General features: G+C 37.1%; 28 protein-coding genes. 9 read left to right on the top strand and 19 right to left on the bottom strand.

The window, feature by feature from the left end:
• Position 1: 1 nt before the first annotated feature.
• From RCJ95_RS07440 to RCJ95_RS07395, 10 genes are all read right to left on the bottom strand, one after another.
• Positions 2-475, bottom strand: coding sequence for a GNAT family N-acetyltransferase (locus RCJ95_RS07440; RefSeq protein ID WP_221681605.1), 474 nt, complete (start codon positions 473-475; stop codon positions 2-4).
• 83 nt (positions 476-558) lie between these two features.
• Positions 559-2,130 (bottom strand): BCCT family transporter, encoded by a 1,572-nt coding sequence (locus RCJ95_RS07435; RefSeq protein WP_221681607.1) that lies wholly within the window; start codon positions 2,128-2,130, stop codon positions 559-561.
• Positions 2,131-2,248: 118 nt separating this feature from the next.
• The gene (locus RCJ95_RS07430; RefSeq protein ID WP_446722090.1) at positions 2,249-3,019 is read right to left on the bottom strand and encodes an alpha/beta hydrolase; all 771 of its coding nucleotides are present in this window, start codon (positions 3,017-3,019) and stop codon (positions 2,249-2,251) included.
• Positions 3,019-3,798 (bottom strand): ABC transporter ATP-binding protein, encoded by a 780-nt coding sequence (locus RCJ95_RS07425; protein ID WP_446722115.1) that lies wholly within the window; start codon positions 3,796-3,798, stop codon positions 3,019-3,021. Before RCJ95_RS07425 ends, RCJ95_RS07430 begins: the two co-directional genes overlap by 1 nt.
• A gap of 29 nt (positions 3,799-3,827) precedes the next feature.
• Positions 3,828-4,823, bottom strand: coding sequence for a FecCD family ABC transporter permease (locus RCJ95_RS07420; protein ID WP_312130088.1), 996 nt, complete (start codon positions 4,821-4,823; stop codon positions 3,828-3,830).
• Positions 4,824-4,851: 28 nt separating this feature from the next.
• On the bottom strand, positions 4,852-5,859 hold the full coding sequence (locus RCJ95_RS07415; protein ID WP_312130061.1) for a FecCD family ABC transporter permease: 1,008 nt from the start codon (positions 5,857-5,859) through the stop codon (positions 4,852-4,854).
• A 155-nt stretch (positions 5,860-6,014) separates the two neighbouring features.
• The gene (locus RCJ95_RS07410; protein ID WP_313150348.1) at positions 6,015-6,998 is read right to left on the bottom strand and encodes an ABC transporter substrate-binding protein; all 984 of its coding nucleotides are present in this window, start codon (positions 6,996-6,998) and stop codon (positions 6,015-6,017) included.
• 205 nt (positions 6,999-7,203) lie between these two features.
• Positions 7,204-8,034, bottom strand: a complete 831-nt coding sequence (locus tag RCJ95_RS07405; RefSeq protein WP_274770553.1) for a helix-turn-helix domain-containing protein — start codon at positions 8,032-8,034, stop codon at positions 7,204-7,206.
• 10 nt (positions 8,035-8,044) lie between these two features.
• The gene (locus tag RCJ95_RS07400) at positions 8,045-8,509 is read right to left on the bottom strand and encodes a DinB family protein (RefSeq protein WP_257520737.1); all 465 of its coding nucleotides are present in this window, start codon (positions 8,507-8,509) and stop codon (positions 8,045-8,047) included.
• 20 nt (positions 8,510-8,529) lie between these two features.
• The gene (locus RCJ95_RS07395) at positions 8,530-9,099 is read right to left on the bottom strand and encodes a nucleotidyltransferase family protein (RefSeq protein WP_257520738.1); all 570 of its coding nucleotides are present in this window, start codon (positions 9,097-9,099) and stop codon (positions 8,530-8,532) included.
• Positions 9,100-9,211: 112 nt separating this feature from the next.
• Between RCJ95_RS07395 and RCJ95_RS07390 the strand changes: the two genes are divergently transcribed.
• A complete protein-coding gene (locus RCJ95_RS07390) occupies positions 9,212-10,006 on the top strand; it encodes a sulfite exporter TauE/SafE family protein (protein WP_221681627.1) in 795 nt (264 codons plus the stop codon).
• Here the strand turns inward: RCJ95_RS07390 and RCJ95_RS07385 are convergent.
• From RCJ95_RS07385 to RCJ95_RS07375, 3 genes are read right to left on the bottom strand one after another with little or no spacing between them, the layout of a single operon-like run.
• Positions 10,003-10,368 carry a YybH family protein gene (locus tag RCJ95_RS07385; protein WP_016993074.1) on the bottom strand — a complete coding sequence of 122 codons (366 nt, stop codon included), beginning with the start codon at positions 10,366-10,368 and terminating at the stop codon, positions 10,003-10,005. The two genes, RCJ95_RS07390 and RCJ95_RS07385, sit on opposite strands and share 4 nt — an antisense overlap.
• 54 nt (positions 10,369-10,422) lie before the next feature.
• Positions 10,423-11,316 carry a DMT family transporter gene (locus RCJ95_RS07380; protein WP_274770557.1) on the bottom strand — a complete coding sequence of 298 codons (894 nt, stop codon included), beginning with the start codon at positions 11,314-11,316 and terminating at the stop codon, positions 10,423-10,425.
• Positions 11,317-11,320: 4 nt separating this feature from the next.
• Positions 11,321-12,271 carry a proline dehydrogenase family protein gene (locus RCJ95_RS07375; protein WP_446722089.1) on the bottom strand — a complete coding sequence of 317 codons (951 nt, stop codon included), beginning with the start codon at positions 12,269-12,271 and terminating at the stop codon, positions 11,321-11,323.
• Positions 12,272-12,384: 113 nt separating this feature from the next.
• On the opposite strand from RCJ95_RS07375, the gene pdxR reads away from it, so the two are divergent.
• Entirely contained in the window at positions 12,385-13,776 is a 1,392-nt protein-coding gene (pdxR, locus tag RCJ95_RS07370; protein ID WP_221681631.1) for a MocR-like pyridoxine biosynthesis transcription factor PdxR, read from the top strand.
• A gap of 4 nt (positions 13,777-13,780) precedes the next feature.
• Positions 13,781-14,272, top strand: a complete 492-nt coding sequence (locus RCJ95_RS07365) for an SRPBCC family protein (protein WP_312130074.1) — start codon at positions 13,781-13,783, stop codon at positions 14,270-14,272.
• 44 nt (positions 14,273-14,316) lie between these two features.
• Here RCJ95_RS07365 and RCJ95_RS07360 read toward each other — a convergent pair whose 3' ends face one another.
• The 3 genes from RCJ95_RS07360 to RCJ95_RS07350 all read right to left on the bottom strand — a co-directional run bounded on the left by RCJ95_RS07360 (position 14,317) and on the right by RCJ95_RS07350 (position 17,481).
• Positions 14,317-15,081 (bottom strand): hypothetical protein, encoded by a 765-nt coding sequence (locus tag RCJ95_RS07360; protein WP_257520744.1) that lies wholly within the window; start codon positions 15,079-15,081, stop codon positions 14,317-14,319.
• A gap of 70 nt (positions 15,082-15,151) precedes the next feature.
• Positions 15,152-16,783, bottom strand: a complete 1,632-nt coding sequence (gene abc-f / locus RCJ95_RS07355; protein ID WP_312130076.1) for a ribosomal protection-like ABC-F family protein — start codon at positions 16,781-16,783, stop codon at positions 15,152-15,154.
• A 332-nt stretch (positions 16,784-17,115) separates the two neighbouring features.
• Positions 17,116-17,481, bottom strand: coding sequence for a hypothetical protein (locus tag RCJ95_RS07350; protein WP_221681639.1), 366 nt, complete (start codon positions 17,479-17,481; stop codon positions 17,116-17,118).
• Between the two features lie 132 nt (positions 17,482-17,613).
• Here RCJ95_RS07350 and RCJ95_RS07345 point away from each other — a divergent pair, with 132 nt between their 5' ends.
• From RCJ95_RS07345 to RCJ95_RS07335, 3 genes are all read left to right on the top strand, one after another.
• The gene (locus RCJ95_RS07345) at positions 17,614-18,504 is read left to right on the top strand and encodes an endo alpha-1,4 polygalactosaminidase (RefSeq protein WP_446722088.1); all 891 of its coding nucleotides are present in this window, start codon (positions 17,614-17,616) and stop codon (positions 18,502-18,504) included.
• Positions 18,505-18,575: 71 nt separating this feature from the next.
• Positions 18,576-19,058, top strand: a complete 483-nt coding sequence (locus RCJ95_RS07340; protein ID WP_446722087.1) for a DUF2243 domain-containing protein — start codon at positions 18,576-18,578, stop codon at positions 19,056-19,058.
• Positions 19,059-19,071: 13 nt separating this feature from the next.
• Positions 19,072-19,872: a cytochrome c oxidase assembly protein gene (locus tag RCJ95_RS07335; protein WP_257520747.1), complete on the top strand. Its 801-nt coding sequence runs from the start codon at positions 19,072-19,074 to the stop codon at positions 19,870-19,872.
• Between the two features lie 14 nt (positions 19,873-19,886).
• Here the strand turns inward: RCJ95_RS07335 and RCJ95_RS07330 are convergent, their stop codons facing one another.
• Entirely contained in the window at positions 19,887-20,396 is a 510-nt protein-coding gene (locus tag RCJ95_RS07330) for a DNA-deoxyinosine glycosylase (RefSeq protein WP_446722086.1), read from the bottom strand.
• 18 nt (positions 20,397-20,414) lie between these two features.
• Positions 20,415-21,209, bottom strand: a complete 795-nt coding sequence (locus RCJ95_RS07325; protein ID WP_446722085.1) for a DUF2268 domain-containing protein — start codon at positions 21,207-21,209, stop codon at positions 20,415-20,417.
• Positions 21,210-21,314: 105 nt separating this feature from the next.
• Between RCJ95_RS07325 and RCJ95_RS07320 the strand changes: the two genes are divergently transcribed.
• Positions 21,315-21,575: a hypothetical protein gene (locus tag RCJ95_RS07320; RefSeq protein ID WP_004231722.1), complete on the top strand. Its 261-nt coding sequence runs from the start codon at positions 21,315-21,317 to the stop codon at positions 21,573-21,575.
• A 65-nt stretch (positions 21,576-21,640) separates the two neighbouring features.
• Here RCJ95_RS07320 and RCJ95_RS07315 read toward each other — a convergent pair whose 3' ends face one another.
• Positions 21,641-22,375, bottom strand: a complete 735-nt coding sequence (locus RCJ95_RS07315; RefSeq protein WP_066037960.1) for a polysaccharide deacetylase family protein — start codon at positions 22,373-22,375, stop codon at positions 21,641-21,643.
• Positions 22,376-22,646: 271 nt separating this feature from the next.
• On the opposite strand from RCJ95_RS07315, the gene RCJ95_RS07310 reads away from it, so the two are divergent.
• Both RCJ95_RS07310 and RCJ95_RS07305 read left to right on the top strand, forming a co-directional pair.
• A complete protein-coding gene (locus tag RCJ95_RS07310) occupies positions 22,647-22,769 on the top strand; it encodes a hypothetical protein (RefSeq protein WP_004231718.1) in 123 nt (40 codons plus the stop codon).
• A 184-nt stretch (positions 22,770-22,953) separates the two neighbouring features.
• Positions 22,954-23,256 (top strand): YunC family protein, encoded by a 303-nt coding sequence (locus RCJ95_RS07305; protein WP_004231716.1) that lies wholly within the window; start codon positions 22,954-22,956, stop codon positions 23,254-23,256.
• The last annotated feature ends 24 nt before the right edge of the window (positions 23,257-23,280 follow it).

Below are 23,280 nucleotides of genomic sequence, written 5' to 3'. Positions count from 1 at the left end.
CCTAATTGGAAAGTTTCTTTTCCATTGTTGCTATTACTAGAGAGTTACCATTACAATTCTTCACCATTTCCTCTTTCGTTACAACATAACCTAATGAACGATATAACTCAATATTACGCGGAACACTCATACGTACTTTGCACTGACTAATTGTTATCCCCTTCGATAGTGCATATTGTTCAAGCCAAGAAATTAGTGCCTTAGCTAAACCTTGTCCTTGTCTTTCTGGGATAACTGAAAGTCTAAAAAAATAAATCCCCTTTGTACTGAGTTTAAACCTTACCATGGCAACTGGCTGTTTATTGATATAGCCAATAAACGCTTGTTCACTTTGCTCCATTGCCTGCTCAATAGAATACACCGTTTCACTTAGTGCACTGGATGGTGGAGTAGCTTTTTCATATTCTTGAAACGCCTGTAGCATCAACTGATGTATTACTGGGGCATCCTTGCACTCTGCTAACACAATTTCCATCATAAAGCACCCCTAATAGTTTTTTTATTCATAATAATGTATATTAAAACAAAAAGAAACCGTATTATTTCTAATACGGCCTACTACTTAGTATGTTTGTCTTTTATTTTTGCTTCCTTTTCAATATGCTTTCTCGCTATTTTCAAACGTTGAATATCCTTTTTCTGAAGAGGAATAATCTCTTCCTTCATCATCTTAATATACGCAATCATTAATAAAAGTAAAACCACTGTAAAAGGTAATGCTGCGATTAACGAGGCCGTTTGTAATGCTTCAAGACCCCCTGTATACAATAAAACGCCTGAAATAGCTGCCATTAAGACACCCCATACTAACTTTGATAAAATTGTGGGATTTAAAGAACCTCTGGACGTCATACTAGCCATAATAAATGTAGCTGAATCAGCAGAAGTGATTAAGAAAGTAAAAATTAACATTATGCCTATAACTGGGGCTAACAGTGATAATGGCAAATGTTCAAGCATTTGAAAAAGTGCAATTGTAACATCATTACTAACCGCTTCAGCTATATGTGCATTTTCATGTAAATCAAACCACATGGCAGTACCACCAAAGACTGCAATCCAAAAACAGGCAATAAGGGGTGGGATAATTAAAACCCCTATAATAAATTCTCGAATCGTTCTACCTTTAGATACACGAGCTATAAATGATCCCACAAACGGAGACCAAGCAATAGCCCAAGCCCAATAAAAAATAGTCCAATCTTTTACCCAAGTTCCCCCCACATATGGCTGCATTCGAAGGCTATACTGAATAAAATTTGAAATATAATCCCCTATTGCTAATGTAAAAGTTTCTAGAATGAAAACTGTAGGGCCTGTTATAAATACAAAAAGCAACAGAACAATCGCAAGACCCATATTAACATTACTTAAAATACGAATCCCTTTTTGAAGACCTGTCGTAGAAGAAAACATATAGCCTACAAACATAATGGCAATAATAGATATTTGTATAAAAAATGTATTTGGCAAGCCAAAGACAAATTTCAATCCCCCATTTGTTTGTAGAACTCCGAGGCCAATAGACGTGGCTACACCCATAACTGTAGCAATAACTGCCAGAATATCAATCGTACTTTTGACTATACGATTTGAACCAGTGACTGGCTCTAAAGCTGTAGAGATTAATAAATTTCGTTTTTTATTAAATTGTACATAGGCCATGACCAGTCCCATAATAGCATACACTGACCATTGGCTTATACCCCAATGAAAGAATGAATATCCCATGGCAAGTCTTGCAGCATCTGTTGTTAAAGGTTCCGTAGAGCTAAAAGGTGGTGAAAAGTAATGACTCATTGGCTCAGCTACTCCCCAAAAGACCAAGCCTACGCCAAGTCCTGCGGAAAAAAGCATGGAAATCCATGTTAGAAAGCTAAATTCAGGTCGACTATCTTCTGCCCCTAAGCGAATGGTGCCATATTTACTTATTGCCAAGCCGAATAAAAAAATAACGATAATAAAGACTGTCAATAAATAAAACCAGCCGAAATAATCCGTAGTCATATGAAATACGCTGTTTGCTACGTTCTTAAATTTTTCTGGTATCGTTGCTCCAATAATGACCAAAAGAAAAATTACTCCACTAGAAATAAGAAATACTGGGTTTTTTAAAATTTTATTTTGCATACAGCGCCTCCATTTATCCCAGACAGATGACCAAATTTCCTTTATTATGCGTACCATTCGGTAATTTTATTAATAAATAAAAAGAAACCGCACTGTCAAAAGACAATGCGGTCTACTATTAATGTGATTTATGCGTAAAACGTATGGCTCTACTCATAACAGTTGGTACGATCGAAGCATGATTTTCGTTTAAAGCCTCATAAAATTCAACATTCATTATTTTTTCTAATACGGTCGCCATTTGGCGCGCATCATCCACCATAAAGGTTTCAAGTTCACCTGCGCTCAAAAACAAAGTTTCGTTCATATCTTGATGCTCGTTCAGAAATACTGAAGCACAGTGCACTAATTCATGCTCATTCCACCAAATGGATGGGCTAATAGCTAGATAGCGCTGGAAGCTTGATTGGTGGTGAAATAGTTGCCACAGTGTAAAGTAACCTCCTAGGGAATGACCAAATAAAGCTTGCTGTGCTCGATTTACTGGATACTGTGCCTCAATCGTTGGCTTTAGCTCTTCTTCTATAAAGCGACTAAAATCCACTGCTCCTCCAAGCTTTTCATGACTTTTTCCTTTAAATCTTGCTGGATAAATATACGACTCCGCAGGTGCTGTAAAATCATAAAATCTTCTTTCACGCATATCGTCGCCATGACCAATTCCAATAACAATAGCCGGAAGGATACCTGTTTTTGTTGCATTACGACTTTGTAGACGCACCGCTTCCTTTACAAGGTTAAAATAGGATGAGCCATCGAGTACATACAAAACTGGGAAGCCATCTTGTGGTGCTTCCTCCTCTGGCACATAGGTGTTAATCGTGTACGAATAATTTGTCAATTTTGAAGTCATTTGTTGTGTAACGTAGTCTACTTTATTTATATTCATTAGATATCCTCCTTCAAAATTTCGTAGCCATAACATACAGGTGTATTTGTTACAGGATCTTCCATAATGCGTGCATCAATATTAAATACTTTACGCATCACCTCAGCACTTAAAATTTCCTGTGGCGTGCCAGTTTGCATGATAATACCGTTACGCATTGCAATAAGATGATCTGAATATCTGGCAGCATGGTTAATATCATGTAGAACCATCACTATTGTACAGCTGTGCTGCTCATTTAAACTTTTAACAATGTCCAATACCTCTAGCTGATGAGCCATGTCTAAATAAGTAGTAGGTTCATCCAATAGCAAGATATTTGTTTCTTGTGCTAAGGCCATAGCCAGCCAAACACGCTGACGCTGACCTCCTGAAAGCTGGGCAAGCTCCCTATTTCGATATTCCATCGTATTAGTAACCGTTAAAGCCCATTCAATCATTTCCTCATCCTTATTCGTTAAACGATTAACATTGTTGCGATGTGGGTAGCGACCATACGCAATTAACTCCTCCACTTTCAATTGATCAGGAGCTATCGGTGTTTGAGATAATATTGCTAGTTTCTTGGCAATATCTTTGGTCGATAAATTTTGCATATTTTGCTCCTGCAAATATACCGTACCTTGTTGTTTTTTTAAAATACGTCCTATCGTTTTAAGGAGTGTAGATTTACCACAACCATTCGGACCGATGATTGTAGTCACTTTGCCCTCTTCTATCGTTAAATTTAACCCTTCAAAGACACGTACCTGCTCATAACCTGAAGCCAGGTTTTCCATTCTAAATGCAGTTTGCACGCCATTTCCTCCTATGCCTTAGATTTCACCAGTAAATACAAGAAATATGGAATCCCAATAATTGAAACGACAATACCAACAGCCAGTTCCGATGGTGCAAAAACGGTTTTACCAATAAAATCAGCTAGGATTAACAGACCTGCTCCAATTAAAGCACTCACTGGCATAACATAACGGTGTTGAATAGCAACAAGCTGCTTGGCAATGTGTGGGGCCATTAAACCTATGAATCCAATACTCCCTGATACAGACACACAAGCACTGACAAGACCTACACTGGCTAATAACAGTTTCATTTTCTCCTTTTCAACAGCTATTCCTAAACTTGTGATGCTATCCTCTTCAAGCTGAAAATAATCGAGTAAATAAGATTTTCTATGCACATATATTCCTAAAATCAAAAGCCAAGGTAGCATCGTAAGCGCAAAGATCCAATTCGCATTATAAATAGAACCCGCCATCCAAATAGCCGCTGATTCAAAATCTTGTGCACTCATTTTTAAGGATAGGTACAAGGACAAAGCTCCAAATCCACTATTGATAGCTATACCAGTTAAGATTAATCGCTGCATATCCAGATGACCATTTTTTAAAGCAAATGAAAAAATCAAGATAGCTGCAATTGTTCCACCGATAAAACCGAATAGTGGCATCATTAAAATTGACATCCAGCTGTTCATATCTGCACTCACTAGCTTTAATTGAAAGAAGTACATGAATAGAACGACTGCTGCACCAGCTCCAGCATTAATCCCTAATATTCCTGGATCTGCTAGTCCATTGCGTGTAATCCCCTGTAATACAACTCCAGCCATACCTAAGCCAATACCGACAAGTCCAGCAATGACAATCCGAGGTAAACGGAATTCAAATATAACAAGATCAAACTTTGAATTTGACTCCATCCGCAACAATGTTTTGATGACATCCATTACAGACATATCAAAAACACCATTTGTAATATGTAAATAGCTCGCAACTAAAATCATTAAAACAAGCATCAGCATGGTTAAAAAGAATACACTTGAGGTTTTTTTACGCACGTTTTTCACCTCCGTGCTTACGAACTAAATATAAGAAGAATGGTACACCGACCAATGCGGTTAAGACACCAATTGGCGTTTCAAATGGATAATTGACAACGCGGCTCAGGACATCACAAAGCGCTAAGAAAAAGGCTCCAATGACGGCTGCACAAGGAATAATATAGCGATAATCAACACCAACAAGGAAGCGTGTAATATGTGGTATGACTAACCCTACAAAGGCGATTTTCCCTACAAGGGCAACCGCTGTCCCTGTCAAACATACGACAGCTAGCATGCTAATAATACGTACTGCTTTTGTTTTCTGTCCTAGCCCCATGGCAATATCTTCACCTAATGAAGTAATGGTAATTGCTTTTGCAGAGAATAAAGCCAAGATCAACCCAGTTAAACCAAATGGAATAGAAAGGATCAGCATATCCATATCTACCATATGTACCTTTGTGTTATACCAAGCACTTACTGTTTGTGATACTTGGAAATACATCGCAATAGCAGTAGCAATACTACTTAAAAATGTGCCAATGACAGTTCCAATTATGGCTAGCCTTACTGGAGATAAGCCATTGCGGATTAACGAGCCAAAACCAAAGACAATACCTGCACCCAATGCAGAACCAAGCATCGATAAAAAAATCATTTGATAGTTTGGTAGCCCTGGAAAAAAAACAATGGCTATTGTAATGACAAATGCAGAGCCATCATTGACACCCATTAATGAAGGCGAGGCTAAATAGTTTCGTGTAATCCCCTGCATGACTGCACCGGCAACTGCTAAAAATGCTCCAACTAGTAACACCGCAGCAACTCTTGGAATACGGCCTGTTCGTATAATTTGATGATCAACATCCGATGGATCAAATGCTGTCATCGACTGCCATACTGTAATGGCACTAATATCTTTTGTCCCATACATAACAGAAATAAGTGCCACAAGGGCAATAAGGAAAGGAGATATCGCTAATATTGAAAACGACACTATGTTTGTTTTTTTCAACTTTCACACCTTTTTCTTTATCCATTTTGCGGTACACAATATCGATTACTTAAGTGTATACCCTTAACAACTGCCTGCAATGAAAAATGCCACATCTTACAAAAGGCTGGTAATAGCCCGGTGATATCACCAAATCTACTACCAGCCTGTTTATACTATTTAAATAATTTTTCAGCTGCAGCATCTAAGAATTTCACCTTAGACCAAGCAGTACCACCTTGTGCTAATGGCTCAATTGTGTTGACGAAAACTTGATTATTTTGTGCTGCCTTTAAGCTAGTGAAAATTGGATTCTTTTGTAGCTCCTCTAAAGCTTTTGGCGTATCCTTATTCTCTGAATCCTCGAATTGTAGGAAAATCACATCTGGATTTACTTGTGCTAATGTTTCAAGTGATAGTTCCGCTTGCGCCTTAGCTGTTGTAACAACTTCTGGTACAGGTGCTCCTAAATCTTCATATAGAACAGGGTTTAAATAAACGCCTGCTGGATAGATGTACATCACTCCACCACGTATACGGATAATTAATACTTGCTTATCTGCTAATTGCTCCTTGGATTTTACTTGGGCATCAGCAACTTTTGCTTCATAGTCAGAGATGATTTTCTTTGCATCCTCTTCCTTCCCAGCTAATTGTGCAAGCAAAGTTAAATTTTCTTTCCAATTTGTTGAAATATGTGAGTATGGAATCATTGTTTGAATTTTGTTGAGCTTTTCAGCCGTTTCTTCAGGGAATTTCGAAGTACCCACAATTACATCAGGATCCAGATTAAGAATGGCTTCTGCATTTGGCTCCATTTTATTCCCTACAAGTGTAGCTCCTTCAAAATCTGTTGCTAGATAGGCAGGAACTTTTCCACCTACTTCTAGGACACCTACTGGCTTAATACCAAGCATCGCCGCATCTTCCATCGATTCAAGACTGGCAGCGACAATGTTCTTTACTTCGGCTGGTAGCTCATATTGCTCACCTAAGTACGTTACGGTCTGTGTTGATTTAGCTTGCTCTGTCTGTGATTCTGTTGCACTTGTCTCTGCTGTATTAGCTGTTGATGTTGATTCCTCTGCTTTATCTGTTCCACATGCAGCCAGTGATAATACTAATAGTGCAGGTGCACACATTTTAAAATATTTATTCATAGATATTCTCTCCTAACGAGCTCATATTGATAATGATAATCGTTTTCATATATAAGTCAATACATAATTGATACTCATTATCATTTACGGATACTATCCTAACAAAGTGAAAAAAGATTGTGAATGGACGATTTCGAGAATGACATGGATTTTTGCCGATTTTGCTATTAAAAAAACTGCTTCTTTTTTGGAAGAAGCAGTTTTTTTACATATAATTAGATTCCTCCATTTTCATCTTTCTATAGGCGGAAGGAGATAAATTTGTGCACTTTTTAAACACTCTACTAAAGTAAAAGCAATCGACATATCCGACACATTCTGCTACTTCAGCTACTGGAATGACATCATATTCTAGCAAGTCTTTTGCACGCCGTATACGATATTCCGTAATATAAGTGCTTGGATTCATACCTGTATGCTGCTCAAATAAATAAGCAAAACGGCGACGCTCAATGCCCAATTCCATCGAGATATTTGATACTGAGATTTGCTCTGCATAATTTTCATGTATATACTGTAATGCCTGCTCTATTAATTCGCTGGCACTATCTAAAACCTGCATTTTTGCCGCCACAAGGATATCTTCCAACAAATTCATAAATAATGTCTTAGACTTGAATACAGCCATATTACCAGGAAAGGAATAGCTCTCCACTAATTGCTTAACATGGCTAATAATTTGTGTGTTAAAACCTGTATTAATTAGAAAATGTTGCTCTGCTAGTGGATATAGATTTATTTCTTCTGTTGGTAGGCGATAATGAACAACTGCATACTCCCAACCTTTATGACCAGTCGCTCTCACTTCTATCGGCATCTGGGGGCCTGCATGGACAATCATTCCAGGCTCCATCATATAGGGGGTTCCATTAAAGCTAAAGATCGCACTCCCTGCAAGTGGTACTACTAACCCACACTTATCTGGAGCTGTTGTTCTACCAGCATCTACTTCACCTGGGTCCATTTTTTTAGTAAAAACATCTGTAAATTTTACAGAAGCATGTGCAAAGTAATCAATTAAATATTTGATATCCATATGCTAACTCCTATACATGTATAACATTCTGAATCTGTGGAAAATGATGTAAATCATGATTGATTAATCCTACAAAATAGTCGATTATAGTCATTTCTGACTGCCCAATTTTAAATGACTGTTGCCATTGCTCGTCTGTCCATTGCTGAATATCCTGCAATAATTGACGCCTTGTGGACATAAAATCATTCAATGTTTCCTCCATTGTTTGTTCACGGCTTTTCTTAGCTGCCATCGTATTCAAATGTGCTACATCTGGTCCTTTCGGCAGACGCTCATCTGTAAATAGAAAAGGGATTCGGTGATTTAGCACAAACTTGTCCCATGGAGGAAGATGCCCAATTACCTCTGCAACCGACCATTTCCCAGGTTCAATAGGCATACGCCATTGCGCCTCAGATAACCCTCGCAAATTATCTATCCAATCTAAAGATTTTTTATAGTGTTTAATGACATAGGTTTTATCTTGTTGCAATTGGTCCCCCTCTTTCTTTTTTATTGAAGATGAATTTTCAATTCTGGCCAACTCAAATGCCATTGCTTTTGCTGAATTCTTTGACGATAAATCGCATAGGCATCCTTATTTTCTAGGTAAAACGGTGTTGGCTCTACAATGCCTGCTCCTAAAAGAAGAATACCGTACGGTGCTGCAATGTCTAGAAACCCATCTGATAATTTTACTCCAATTGCCGTTGGGATTTCTGGGAAATGAGAGATTCCATCAACAGCAGACTGATATGGTTTACTACCATTTAGGACATGCATTCGGGCTTGATTTTTCACGGACCAAGGCTCGTTTGGAGATACCTTTCTCAGTTCTTGCTCATACTGCTTCTCTACTTCTTCTGCTAAATTTTCTTTATCAAAATATATCACATCAATATCAGCAATTGGTGTTCTTTCCTCCTTATCGTGAAGGTAATCCCATACCTTTGAGCGAATAATTCCTGCGCATACCCACCAATCTGGTAATTGCAAAGTTTCTACTGTGGATAAAATGCTCATCATCCAGTCATCAGATGCGATTAAGTTCTTCAGCTCTTCCTCCGTTTGAAGCAATCTCATTCAGCCAGCCCCCATTAATATAAATTAAATCTATAAATCATCAAAAATTATATATTAGATTTATACATCAACACCATTTACCCTAAAGCTAATAAAAGAAAGGGAGAAGATTATGAATAAAATGATCCTGCTGTTGTTATTTGTACTACTTAGCTTAATTGGACTTTTCTATGCAAACATTTCTTTAACACTCGTATGTATCGGAATGGTAGCTGCTTTTATCGGTACACTTGCGGGAGGTGGTGGACTCATTACACTTCCTGCCATGATGCTTGTCGGTATCCCGATTCAAACAAGTATTGCAACAAACAAATTTTCGACAGGCATTTCGTCTTTATCCAGTATTTTTTATCTACTCTATCAGAAGGAGCTACATCTCACATCTATCATTAAATATATAGCCCTTGCTATTGTTGGGGGGATTTGCGGCTCACTTTTAGCTGTTTCGCTGTCTGAGCAAACTATGAACTATATGGCCTGTGTACTACTCCTTTTGGCTTTAGTCGTAACTTTAAAAAATAAGGCGTGGACGGAAGTTCCTGATTCGCTAGAACATCAAGCACCTCATTTTTGGCAACCATTTATCATCGCCATGTATGATGGTGGTTTCGGCCCTGGCTCTTCGACATTTAGCATCTTACACTATCTACGTTCACATCATACTTATATAAAGGCTGTACAGCTCACTCGAGTACTCCTCTTCGGGAGCTGTACAGGTGCATTTATTGTGTTTTATCACACTGGCTTTATTCAATGGCACTATGCAATTGCTATGGCACTAGGCTCCATTATAGGCTCCCAATTAGGTCTCCTAGTGCTCCCCTACATTCCATTAAAAATAGCCAAAACACTACTAACAGTGATTATTATATTGTTGCTTGTTCAAGTTACATTGAAAATAATTTAATGACCACTACTCAAATGCTCATGAATTATCTTCCATTGATCGTTAACTAATGTAAAAATATTAGTCGCTCTACCGCTACCTGATACAAACTTTTCGTTATGATAGCCTTCATAGTGATATGTATAGAGACAGGTAGCCGTCTTTTCATCAACGGTTAACCATTTTACATCAGTAGCTGAATAAACCTCTTCTTTAATGACATTCCATGCATGCTTGAAATAAGCCTCAATCTCCTCTGTTGTTGTGCAAGTTTTATCAGAGAACCAATAAATTGCTTGTGGATGCAAAATAGCCTTTACTTGATTAAAATCATGGGTATTTGTTGCTTGGATATATTGTTCCAATGCTTGTTGATGTGTCATCTTCACCCCTCCTTTTTTAACAATATTATCCTATAATTAACTTCTTATAAATCACTAGTTCCTTATCCCTTTCTGCTTTGACAGTAAATAGATGGCAGCTATAATTAAGAAAAAACCACAGACCTGAAGATTAGTTATTTTTTCATCCAATAGAATAGAAGATAAAATCATACTACTAATTGGCAATAAGCTAGTAAGTACACCTGCCCACGATGCTGAAATTACTGCAAGACCCTGTTGCATTAAAAGAAACGCTATGACGGTTACAACAATGCCGAAATACAATACTAATCCCCACTCTGCAGCTGAAATTTCTTCAAATTCAAAATATCTGCTTTCAGCTACAGCCAATGGGAAAAATAATATGACTCCAAATAAGCTAACCATAGTTGAGACTGTAAGAGCACTCATACGATAAGAAATTAACTTACCTATGATGATAAATAAAGATTCGCAAAATACTGCCCCTAAAATGAATAGATTCCCTAATAATGAAGTTGAATAATGGTTAGTAGCAGAATAGTTAGCAATGTTCATAAAGATAGCTCCCACTACGGCAAGAAGTATGCTAATCCCCATATTCCTCGTTAATTTCTCCTTCAAAATAAAATAGGATAGGATTGCAGTGCAGACTGGCAGAGTACCAGTAATAATACCAGCTTCCATAGCAGTCGTTTTTGAAAGACCATGGAGCATTAATATATTAAATAAAAACACCCCTAATAACGCTTGTAAAAAAACCGCTACTAATTCTTTTCTGTTTAATGTTGAAAATCCCTCTATCTTTATCCACAAAGGAATTAAAATAATTGCAGCCACAAGAAATCTTAGTTCATTCGCTAAGAAAATTGGAAAGCTTTGAACAACCAACTTGCCCGCAACAACTGAACTACCAACGATACTCATTGCCACAATAACTTTCCCGCTACTCCAGATCCATCTATTCATTCTTCTATACTACGCGTTCAATGGATTCATTAATAATATCGATTACTGCTAAATAGAGGTTTTCAGGGTGTTCAGCAATTCGGTGGCAAAGATATAAGTACCACTCATTTCCATACGTTAAATATACTCTACAACGATAATCTTTCCGTCTTAATTCATTGAGTAATGAAGGACGTACACCATAAAGCATCTCAACTTCAACATTTGAGTTATCAAGATATTGACGTCGCTCTAGCTCTTGAATAAGCATTTCATCATGTGTAGCGATTGATATCGGATGATTCGCATTTACTAACTGTTCAACATACTCAAGATAACGCTTATTCAGTTCTTCTGATCTGATCATGGCTATATCGATAGACTCTTGAAAAGCCCCTTTAACAAGTCTTATTTTCCCTGGATATTGCATAAGTTCTTGTAAATCTACCTTTGTACGATAAAGATGAACTTGCAATGTAATTCCAACATTTGTATACTTCGTTGCTATTTTTTTGTAAAGAGTAATAATATCACTAGTCTTTGAGGATTCTTCCATACTTATCATCAAAGTTATTCCATACCGCTGAGCTTTTTGTGTAAGCTCTTCAAGGTGCTTATAAGCAATCTCAGCATTAATAGAAAGACCTATATGAGATAAATCGAAAGATACTGTTTGCTTCAAAGATAAAACCCCCATGTCCTCAATTACTTGTAAAAGCTCATCCTTTGCTCTTTGACAATCCCTTAAATTGGTTGTATTTTCCCCAATATATTCAATGGAGATATTATAATTGTCATTAAGATAATTACGTGCAGCAGTAATGGCATCCTCTCTCTTTTCCCCTGTTACATACCTTTTTGCTGCTTTCCATAATAATGGGTAGAGCTCTGTTGATTGTTGCACCGCATTTTTCAAGCGCTCGTCTCGTGCTGCGACTTTCAAGGCTTGAATCACTAATTCTTCTGTTTTCTTCATATTTATTCCCCCTCTTCGGTATTGGTAAGTACTTTATCATGATAAAATTGGTAACTGTAGAACCACTTTAAAGTGATTTTAAAGGTACCACTTTCAAATCGGAGGTATGTAAAATGTTATGGATACCTATTGATCGAGCATTAGATATTCCTTTAAATCGTCAAATCTATCAGCAAATACGGGAAAAAATTTTAAGTGGACACCTTCAGGCAGGAGAAAAGTTAGTATCCACACGAGAGCTTTCAGTAGAATTGAAAGTATCAAGAAATGTCATATTAGAAGCTTATGATCAGTTACTAGCCGAAGGATTTTTAATTGCACGAAGAGGAGCTGGTACATTTGTTGCAGAAGGGGCGTTGTTACCACAACAGACCAAACCTTTTATTACAAATAAAGCAGGAGATTCAATAGTAGGGAAAGAAGTTATCAACTTACGCTCAGGTATTCCAGCACTCGACTTGTTTCCTCGTAAAACTTGGGCGAAGATAAGTCATCAACTTTGGCACGATAGTGAATCCTCCATATTGGGATACGGGGTTCCAGAGGGGCGCATAGAATTAAGGCATACTCTTGCCCACTACTTATTAAGAACAAGGGGCGTTGAATGTCATCCAGAGCAAATTATTATTACATCTGGTGCGACACAGGCAATGATGCTTGTGTCGAGATTATTGCTGTCACCTAATGATCTTGCTATTATGGAAGATCCTATAACGAATGATATTCAAACTATCTTTAAAGCTTCAGGTGCTACCATTTATCCGATACCAGTAGATGAATTCGGGATGAAAACAAGCCTATTACCAGATAATATAGATCCTAAACTTGTCTTTCTAACTCCCTCTCATCAATTTCCTTTAGGAAGTACCTTACCTATTCAACGTAGAATTCAATTAATTGAGTATGCTAGAAAGAATCATTGCTTTTTAATTGAAGATGATTATGATAGTGAGTTTCGCTACGAAGGGCCACCTGTTAGTTCTTTACAGGGACTAGATCCAGAGCTTGTTCTCTACATCGGTTCTTTTAGTAAAATTCTCTCTCCCGCATTAAGAATAGGATACATTATCCTTCCAACACAGCTTACTGAAAAATGTCGTCAATTAAAATGGTTTACGGACTTACATACACCTTCCTTAGACCAACTTATCCTTTCTCGCTTTATACAGGAGGGCTATATGGAAAGACATATCACAAAAATGAAGAAGTTCTATAAAAGCCAACGTGATTTTCTGATTCAATGTTTACAATCCACTTTTTCACATAACATAAAGATATTCGGCTATTCTACAGGTATGCACTTAGTTGCAGAATTTGAGAAGATTGATTTTACACAAAACTTATTAGTGAAAATAGAACAATTTGGTGTAAAGGTTTACCCAGTAGAGGATCATACAATTAAAAAGGGAAAATATAATAACAGATTGATTATTGGCTATGGTCATTTACAAAAGCATGAAATTGAACTAGGCATCACTAGACTTTTTCAAGCAATTTATCATTAGGAGGATGTCTGTGCTAGCTACTATTGAAAAACAATCAAATTACCATATTGCTACGTTCAAACGAAAATTACTATATCCAATAGATGCCGTTTGGTCCGCTATGACTAACAATGAAAACCTACAAAAATGGATGAGTAATTTAGAAATCATTGAGCTACGTAAGAACGGGAAAATACATTTTAATATGAATGATGGAACAGGTAATTTTGAGGAAATAACCATCACAGATTATGTTGAGAAAGAAGTATTGGGATTTGGTTGGGGTACAGATACGGTGAGATTTGAATTATTTTCTACTGAAAAGGGTTCTTTATTGGTATTAGTAGAGACACTTCAAAATCTGACAGAGCATACACCGAAAGATTTAGCGGGATGGCATATTTGTCTTGATATGTTAACAGATCTACTAAATGGCCTTGAACATCAATATTTCCCAATGGATGAATGGCAGCAAAAATTCAGCGAATACCAAAAAATGCTGAATAGTATAAAGTAAAATAATACAAAAAATCCTAGAGCATCTTTACTCTAGGATTTCTATTATTGATAAAAAGCTGTAGCAATTGCTAGTGCTTTTAAAGGCTCTTTGATTGAATCGAGTGTGTAAACAAGCTTTTCATCCTGCCAAACAATTAAATTACCTGATTGATAGACATCTAGCTGAGCCATGCCATATTGCCTTGGAATAGGTAGCAGGTGGTTTTCTAAATACGCTACTGCCTGCTTAGCAAGTTTGACACCTGCATCAGGATTATCAGTTCGTGTGTGAGTGGCAATTGCCCATCGCCCTTCATTCCAACCAGTCCATAATGAACCAGCACCTGCATCTTGATAACCTTTTATATTGTAACCAAGATCAACCTCTTGCCCGCCATTTTGATTGAAATTATCAAATGCTATCTGTGTGCTTGCACCTTCCACACTTTTATATTTCTTGACCAGCAATCTTCCAATAACAGTCGCTGATTTCTTTAATCGAATATCATTAATGGGCATATTCTCTTTGCTTTCATAAAAAATAACTTCAACCTGGTCGCCCTTTGTCCTTACTGTAGCTGATAAAAATGCACCCTCTGCAATAGGTAACGTTGTTGGCATTTTTATTGGAACATCAAAATGAATCTGTTCCTTTATTTGTTGAAGAGCTTCAGTTGCTTGAACCGCATCAACTTGATCATTATTTGACTGTGCTACAGATGTACTTGTTTCAATCTCATGTTGTTGTTCATTCTTATTTCGTTCTGCACAAGCACTTAAGCTACAAATGCTTAACAATAAAAAGAGAAATACTACCTTTTTCACCATGTTAACCCCCATTTAAGAAATGCACTCTCTCCATATTTTTCCCTGGAAAAGGTTAACTTAAACGCTTCAGCTATCGAAGTTCATTGATGCGCTTCGTTAGCTCATTAAACTTCTGGTCAAGCATTGCGTAGTCCTTATCTTTATCTGTTAGAAAGCTCAGTTTGCCTAAAATCTCTTGCCTTTCCGTTTCAAGCTTTAAACGGAGAGCCACTGTATCATCCACTTTATTCGGTGTGACTTCTGTCCACTTTTTCTTGATGTGCTGACCGTGAAGCTCCCAAACACTGTTCGTGACTTTTTCTAGAAAGTATCGATCATGTGAAACGACAAGCAAAGTCCCATTATATTGGGTAAGAGTATGCTCTAACTGCTCACGAGAAGGTAGATCAAGATGATTTGTCGGCTCATCTAAAATAAGAACATTTTTATCTTCTAAAATATAAGCCATCAGCTTACACTTTACGCGTTCTCCCATACTCATTTTGCCTATGGGCGATGTCCAATGTGTCAGTGTAAATCCTAAATTCTTCATCAAGTTGCGCACTTTAGCGCGCTCTTCAAATGTCTCTCGATAAAAATATTGCTCTGGTGTCTGATCAAGTGGTAAATCAAATACTTCCTGTGTCAGATAACCAATGTTTGCAGCTGGTGATAGCCATACTTCACCCTCAGCTTCTAGCTTGCCTAAAAGTACTTTTAAAAAGCTTGTTTTCCCACTTCCATTCTTTCCTGTAATAGCTATCTTATCTCCAAATTGAGCTGTAATATTCACATCGTTAAATAACATGCGTTCACCAAATTTTAAAGTTAAATGCTTGATTTCCAGTAAGCGCTTGCCAACTCGTTGATTCGTGCCTAAAGAAAAACGAATCTCGGCTTCTGGCTCCACTGCTTCCACTCTTGTCTTCGCAAGTTCAGCTTCTAATCGCTTTTTCTTAGATTTCACCTGCGAATCTAAGCGCTTTGCTTTCACACGGTGGTACTCCTTAAAGCCTTCCAGTTTTGTTGACTGAGTGTGGCCCTTTTGTGACCAAGACGTCAGTTCCGACATTTGAGCCTCAATTCGTTCAATGTTTTTTTGCTGCTTCTCGTAGGAACGTTGCTGGGTTAATCGTCGATGTTCTCTATCTGCCATATAGCTTGTATAATTACCATCATGTTCAATCAGGCTTTTTTCCTCAATAGACCAGATTTTTGTGGCAACCTTATCTAAAAAATAGCGATCATGTGATACAACGATGATTGTCCCCTTATAGTTTTGGACTTGTCTGATGAGGAATTCGGTACTTTGTTCATCTAAATGATTCGTTGGTTCATCAAGTAATAAAATTTGAGCATTCTGGGAAAAACCTTCTGCAAGACGCATTTTCAGCTTTTCACCCCCACTTAACGCTGTAAATGACACATTAGGTACCTGCCACTTAGCCAGCAGATCAGCTTCTCTTGCGGATACTTCTAATTTGTCAAAATGAGCTAGCTCCTGTTCAACAAATGTAATTTTTAAAGCCTGTGCTCTCTGAATTGCTCCCATAGTTGGTGATAATGTACCTTGAATCAATTGTAATAATGTCGATTTCCCAGCACCATTTCGCCCTATAATGCCGATGACTTCGCCTTGTTTTACTGTGCCTGTCACATGCTCAAATAACAATATATCCTTTATTTCATAACGTACATCCTGTAATTTTAAAAGTTCCTTCATACTATCCATCCTCTCCAGTTGGAGGGACAAAAAAATCCCTCCAATTCATTTGGAAGGATTAGTCGCTACAATATCATACACAAATAAGCTCCAAAATTATTATGAAAACAATCTTTGGAGTAGCTAAATATCAGCAGTTGTTTGCGAATATAAAGCAATTATTATGAAAAATGGGCAGACTAATCCTATTTTTGTTGTCCGTGAAATATAAAATTTCCTATACAAAAATTAAGATTAGTTATTCATTAGCCACCCATCTTCCCTTCATTCATCGTTATCGTTCATTGTAACATCATTTTTTTAAAAATAAAACTCTATACCTTGAGATAAGTCTATCTAAAACATTCATAGGAGCGAATTTGATTTCTAGAAATCGTACGGAAATACCAGCCATATCTTCGACTCCATCTAAAGCCAGCAATGATTTCCCTTCCTACAGCTGTTGGGAAAAACCAAAAACTTCTACCACTATTCATCCAAATATACGTATTTCTAAACAAACAGGAACGTATACCACTAGACCCTTCTCGCCAAGCAGGAATTGGTGGTGAAAAACCTGGTGGTGTGCTCATGGGCATTTGTCCTGCTGGAGGGGGGCCGAAATGAGTTGGCCCAAATGACGTTGTTTCAAAATCATTATAATCTCCCCAACCACCAGGTCTTCTAAAATTATCTTCTCTAAATGGATTATTATACACACAAACCCTCCTTTTACATTATTCAATATATGTAAAAGGGCGATTCACCTTTGAGCCATTGCCCATTTACCACAGGTAACCCAATTCCTATTATTGTATAATGGATGGAAAATCCTTAAAAAAGGAGTACTTATGAAAAAATTATTGATACTCTTATTAGCCCCTCTAATCGCAGGTAGTATGTGGATGCTGCTTGCTAAAAATCCAGTATCTTCTTCCACAAGTATCCAAGCAAAGCTTGCTGATGTGAAAGATTACACATACTACTTAGATAAAGGCAACGATGCCATTGGCAAGAGCATGACGAAGTTAGATTTAGTGATTGTAGAACCTATTGAAATGCAGCAAAAGTATATCATCAATGCTCAAAAAAGCGGAACTTTAGTGTACGGCTATATTAATGCGATGGAAGCAGACAAATGGAATACAGCACTCTATCATCAATTGAAGGAAGAAGATTTTTATCGAGACAAACAGGGGGAAAGAATATATTTTGCCAAATGGGATTCTTTTTTAATGGATTTGACTTCTACGCACTATCAAGACATTTTGCTAGCAGAAATACAGCAGCAAATTGTTGAGAAAGGCTTAGACGGTGTGTTTTTAGATACGGTTGGTAATATCAATTCCTATTTACCTGAAGATGAACAAAAGTGGCAAAATGAAGCCATCTTGTCTTTTATCCAACAAATTAAAAAACGTCATCCCGATTTATCTGTTGCTCAAAATTGGGGATTTCAAACACTTGCTGATTATACAGCGCCATATGTTGACTTTATTATGTGGGAGGATTTTTCGTATCCTGTGGTAGGAAAAGATGAATGGTCACTCGATATGATGCAACAGCTTATCCACATACGCAATAAATTTGGTACACAAGTGATGGCAATTGGTTTTGAAGAAGAATCAAAAAGCCGTGCTTTAGCTGAGAAGCATCACTTCAAATTCTTTTATAGTCCTGCTGGCTCTTACTATAATAGCTGGCAATCATCCTTACTTCCCTCTGACAAACAACTGTTTTGAGGGATATTTGTTTAAGAGCTCATCTCAGGGGTAGACTAAAAGAAAATTAGCTTGAGGTGATAGGATTGGATATGACGAATATGTATGAAGAACAAAAACATAAGCATGAAAATCGCTTTCAATATAAGCAGCGTAACATGTGGACTGGGATTTTATTTGGACTTGGGGTGGTGGCATTTATAGATGAGGTGATTTTTCATCAATTATTACATTGGCATCATTTCTATGATAAGTCTACAGCTGCTATTGGGCTAGTTTCAGATGGTTTATTTCATGCATTCAGCTTTTTTGCTACGATTGGATCTGCTTTTTTATTGGCTGACCTACATAGAAAACATGGGTTTTGGCTAAAAAGATGGCTAGGCGGTATTTTTCTTGGAGCAGGCTCATTTCAGCTTTACGATGGAATTATACAACATAAATTCATGAAACTTCACCAAATTCGTTACAATGTTGAAATACTACCCTATGATATCGTTTGGAACATACTGGCGGCGCTATTAATAATTATCGGTATTGTCTTACTGCTCCAAACAAATCAAAAAGGACAATAGGAGGTGGCCCATCTTGCATTCTCACGAAGTTCATGCTCAAAACTTTCCTATTATGGTTCAGCTTCTACTGGCTTTGCCATTTGTTTTAGTTCTTATAGGCTATATCCTCGCTGTTATTATTTCGAATCAACATAAAAAACAATGGCCTCATTTCCGTACTATCTGTTGGATTATTGGAAATGTCTGTGCTCTGATTACATTAATCGGCCCATTGGCTGCTCTTAGTCATATTCATTTTGACGCACATATGATAGGACATTTATTGCTTGGCATGCTGGCACCATTACTTATGGCATTAGCAGCACCCATGACTCTATTGTTAAGAACCTTACCAGTGAACAACGCACGTATACTTTCTCGGATATTAAAAAAACCGTATGTTCTTTTTATTCGCCATCCAATTATTGCATCTATTTTAAATGTAGGCGGTTTATGGTTACTCTATACAACCTCACTCTTCAACATGATGCACGAATATATACTACTGTATGTATTCATTCATCTTCACATTTTTCTAGCGGGTTATTTGTTCACCATCGCCTTTATTTATATTGATCCTACTCCACATTCATACTCTTATGTTTTTCGATCCCTTACATTAGTAGTAGCATTGGCTGCTCATGCCATATTGGCAAAATTTATTTTTGCAAATCCGCCTCATCATGTACCATCCACTGAGGCAGAACTAGGTGCTAAGATCATGTACTACGGTGGGGATGCTATTGAAATCCTTCTTGTGTATATTCTCTTTTATCAATGGTTTAAAAGCACAAGGAATACTATTCACCCCAAAGTAGCTACTTCATCACGGTAATCTCGTCCTGATGTTTAGGCTAAATAGAGTTGGATAATCCGCCAGTCCTCTAGCTTTTCAGTGAACGTTTTAATATTTTTCCCTGGTATTGGACTTGTTGATGGCATCTTTTTATAGGCTCGTCCATCTAGAAGCTCTAAGCCAATATGCTTTTTAAAAACCTCAAATGCTTTCGCTCCATTAAAAAGCACTAATTGGATATTAGGGTATTGTTCAAAAAGGGTTTGAAAATCATTGGGCTTTTCATTACGTATCGCTGCATCTAAACTTCCTTCGCGTTCACAAGTTGCAATCGTGTCCCAAAGACCGATTGCATTGTTTTTTAATAAGGCTATTCTCTCTGTATAATCATTTGGAATCGCTATCTCTAATAACTCACCCAAAATAGGCCAAAAGTGATTGCGTGGATTGCCATAGTATTGCTGTTTCTCTAACGATTGTTTTCCTGGCATGGATCCAACAATGAGCACCCTTGTTGCTGAATCTACAATTGGTAATAATATATTTTTTAATTCATTGGACACAACAATCACTCCTTTTCTCTATTGTAGCGGAAAATTCGAACCAGCAAGTAAATCTTGGCTTGAAATGAACAAGGGATGTTGGCGTGAATGGTTCATTTTATACGACTGCACAATTTTGTAGCCTATACAGTAGCCTATCCAAGGTGGAAGGGGCCCCCCGTATAGAAATGGATGATGTTGTTCGATTCCTTGGAGTTGTAAATTCGGTAAAAAATGATGCTCCCATAAAGCTAAAAGTTCTTTATCTGAGTAGGATTGTAACCAAGGAGCAATCCACCTCTCCCCATATAAATCTTTCACCGCATCTTCTGCTAAGCCTTCTAAAATGAGAGAATCCAATAAAGTCATATCATCTAAAGTTTTTTTCAATATGTGTATACGACAAACATGGTTATATTCATGAGCAAATAATGCTTGAAGCTCCTGCTTTTCTAAATCACCCACAAATAAAAAAAGCGAATGAGGATAAGCGACACCATTTTTATTGGTTATCGTTTGCTGCTGAGTAATTGGGAAAATATAAATTGGTATTGATGGGCCATTCCATTTCCTCTGTAAGTATAGAAACTCCTGCTGTACACTGGCCCATACTTCTTGCCTCTTTAATTTTTCAACATCGACTTCCTCATGAGGTAAAAATAGACCCTGTTGCTGTAATGTATAGTGAATTTCTTCTGGAAGCCCATCTCGAAATAGTTTGACTAATCGATCGCAAAGAATCGAGCATTGTAAGCTTGTTCGCTCATCCTTTCTAGTTGATTTTCTAGCACTTACAAATTCATCTAACCACTTATCCGTTGACACAACTGCCATATTATCACCTCTTCACAGCATATGTCTTGAATAGACAATCGGCTAGTGATAAATGCATCAAATCGCATATATTAGCTTGTAATGACAATGAAAGGAGGGATATGTGTGAATCCAGCTGATGCTTATAGTCTTTGCTGTAAATATCATGGTAAACGTGTTCGAATCTCGGATTCATCTGGTAAAGTACATGTTGGAGAAATCACAAGGGTAGATAGAAGACAGGTATGGATTCTACCTGATAGAAGATATAGTGGTTATGGTTTAGGGTTTTGGGGATTTGGAGGGTATGGAGGAGAAGGTTTTGGCTATGGAATTGCTCTAGGAACAATTTTAGGTATTGCGCTAGCTCCAATTATTTTCTTCTAATTCAAACCTTTTATTTAAGTGAAAAAGAAGCCATTTCAAACATTGTTGAGATGGCTCATTTTTCATTATTGAACTTGCTCTTGTTGCTGTTTGCTTTCAATCAGCTCGGATATTGTAACAAATGTGTAGCCTTGCTTTTTTAATGCAGGTAATATTTCTTCTAGTGCTTGAATTGTTTGTGTACGGTTCCCGCCACCATCATGAAATAAAATAACATCTCCAGGCCTTGTTCCCTTCATTACCTTTTGCACAATTTTCCTTACACCAGGCTCTTTCCAATCTTGCGTATCCTGATGCCAGGACCACATTACTACCTTATAGCCGTCCTTAACAGCAGCATTAATCATAGCATCCGTGTAATTTCCACCAACGGGACGGAATAAAACTGGGGAAAAACCAGTAATACTATAAATCGTGTCATTTGTCTGTTGAAGCTCCTCTTGCAATTTTTTGATGGAAACTTTAAATGGATGTGTATACGTATGATTTGCTAATTCATGGCCTTCTGTATAAGAACGTAAAACAAGCTCTGGATATTTTTCTGCATTTTTTCCAATAATAAAAAAGGTGGCTTTTGCATCATATTTTGCTAATAAATCTAGCACAGCAGCTGTGTATTTAGGATGTGGACCATCATCAAAGGTGAGTGCAACAATTTTATCCTCTGTTTTGATATCCCAAACAACTTCACCTGTCTCCTCATAATAGGGACGACCTCTATCTGCGTAGCCTTCCTGCACTAAAAATCCCGAGATGATTAAAAAGAAAACCATAAAAATGAATACGTAATTACGTGTCATAGCATCACCTCCCAAGTCCGAAATCACAGAACTCCGTCAACTTACTATTTACGAATTACTCGGAAATATACTTGTGAAGGATTGTCTGTTTTCTCCTTTTAATTATTTCAAAAAAATTTTAAACGTTCTTTATAATTTTGAACAATATGTGAAAATCTTTGAATAGTACTTTATTTTTTTATTTATTGATGTAAAATTAAATCAAATCTGATATATAACAGTTATTATAAATATATAAATGTTATGCAACACAATAAAGGGGATGACATATATGTGGATTATTACAGTATTTGAAGAAAACACTTATCGCATGTTTGAGTATAGTTCTAAACGTGAGGCAACAAATGCATTACATAAATTTAAAGAAACTGCTTTGCTTTCTTATACAAGATAATAAAGGATAAAAGGAATCTATTCATTTGAGTAGATTCCTTTTTGTTATAAAGTACCTCCGATGCTTCCCCTCTAATTCCTTTCATCCTTATACATCTAGCAACATATTTAGTTTTTTTTTCATGAAAATGTCGAACACCTTGCTAGCCTTCACCATATGTATATAGAGAAAAGGAGTGATTTCAATGGTGACAATTGAACCTATTATGATTAAAGGGCATTTCTTCACTGCAGTAGTTGTTCAATTACCTAAAACAACATTACTAACTATTTCTAATGATACAGGCTATATTATGTGTGGTGCTTTAGATGTCGGCCTATTAAATAGTCGCTTAGTTGATCGAAAAATTATTGCTGGTCGTGCAGTAGGCGTGAAAACAATTGACGAGCTATTAACAGCTCCATTAGAATCTGTAACATATGAAGCAGAACAGCTTGGTATTACAGAAGGAATGACTGGTGTAGAGGCACTTTTAAAAATGATCTAATTGGCTAAAAAAGCGTCAACTAGA

It is taken from the genome of Lysinibacillus sp. BSL11 (genome assembly GCF_052928325.1).
Note: the sequence above shows the minus strand (reverse complement) of the source record. Positions and strands in the feature narration are given on the sequence as shown.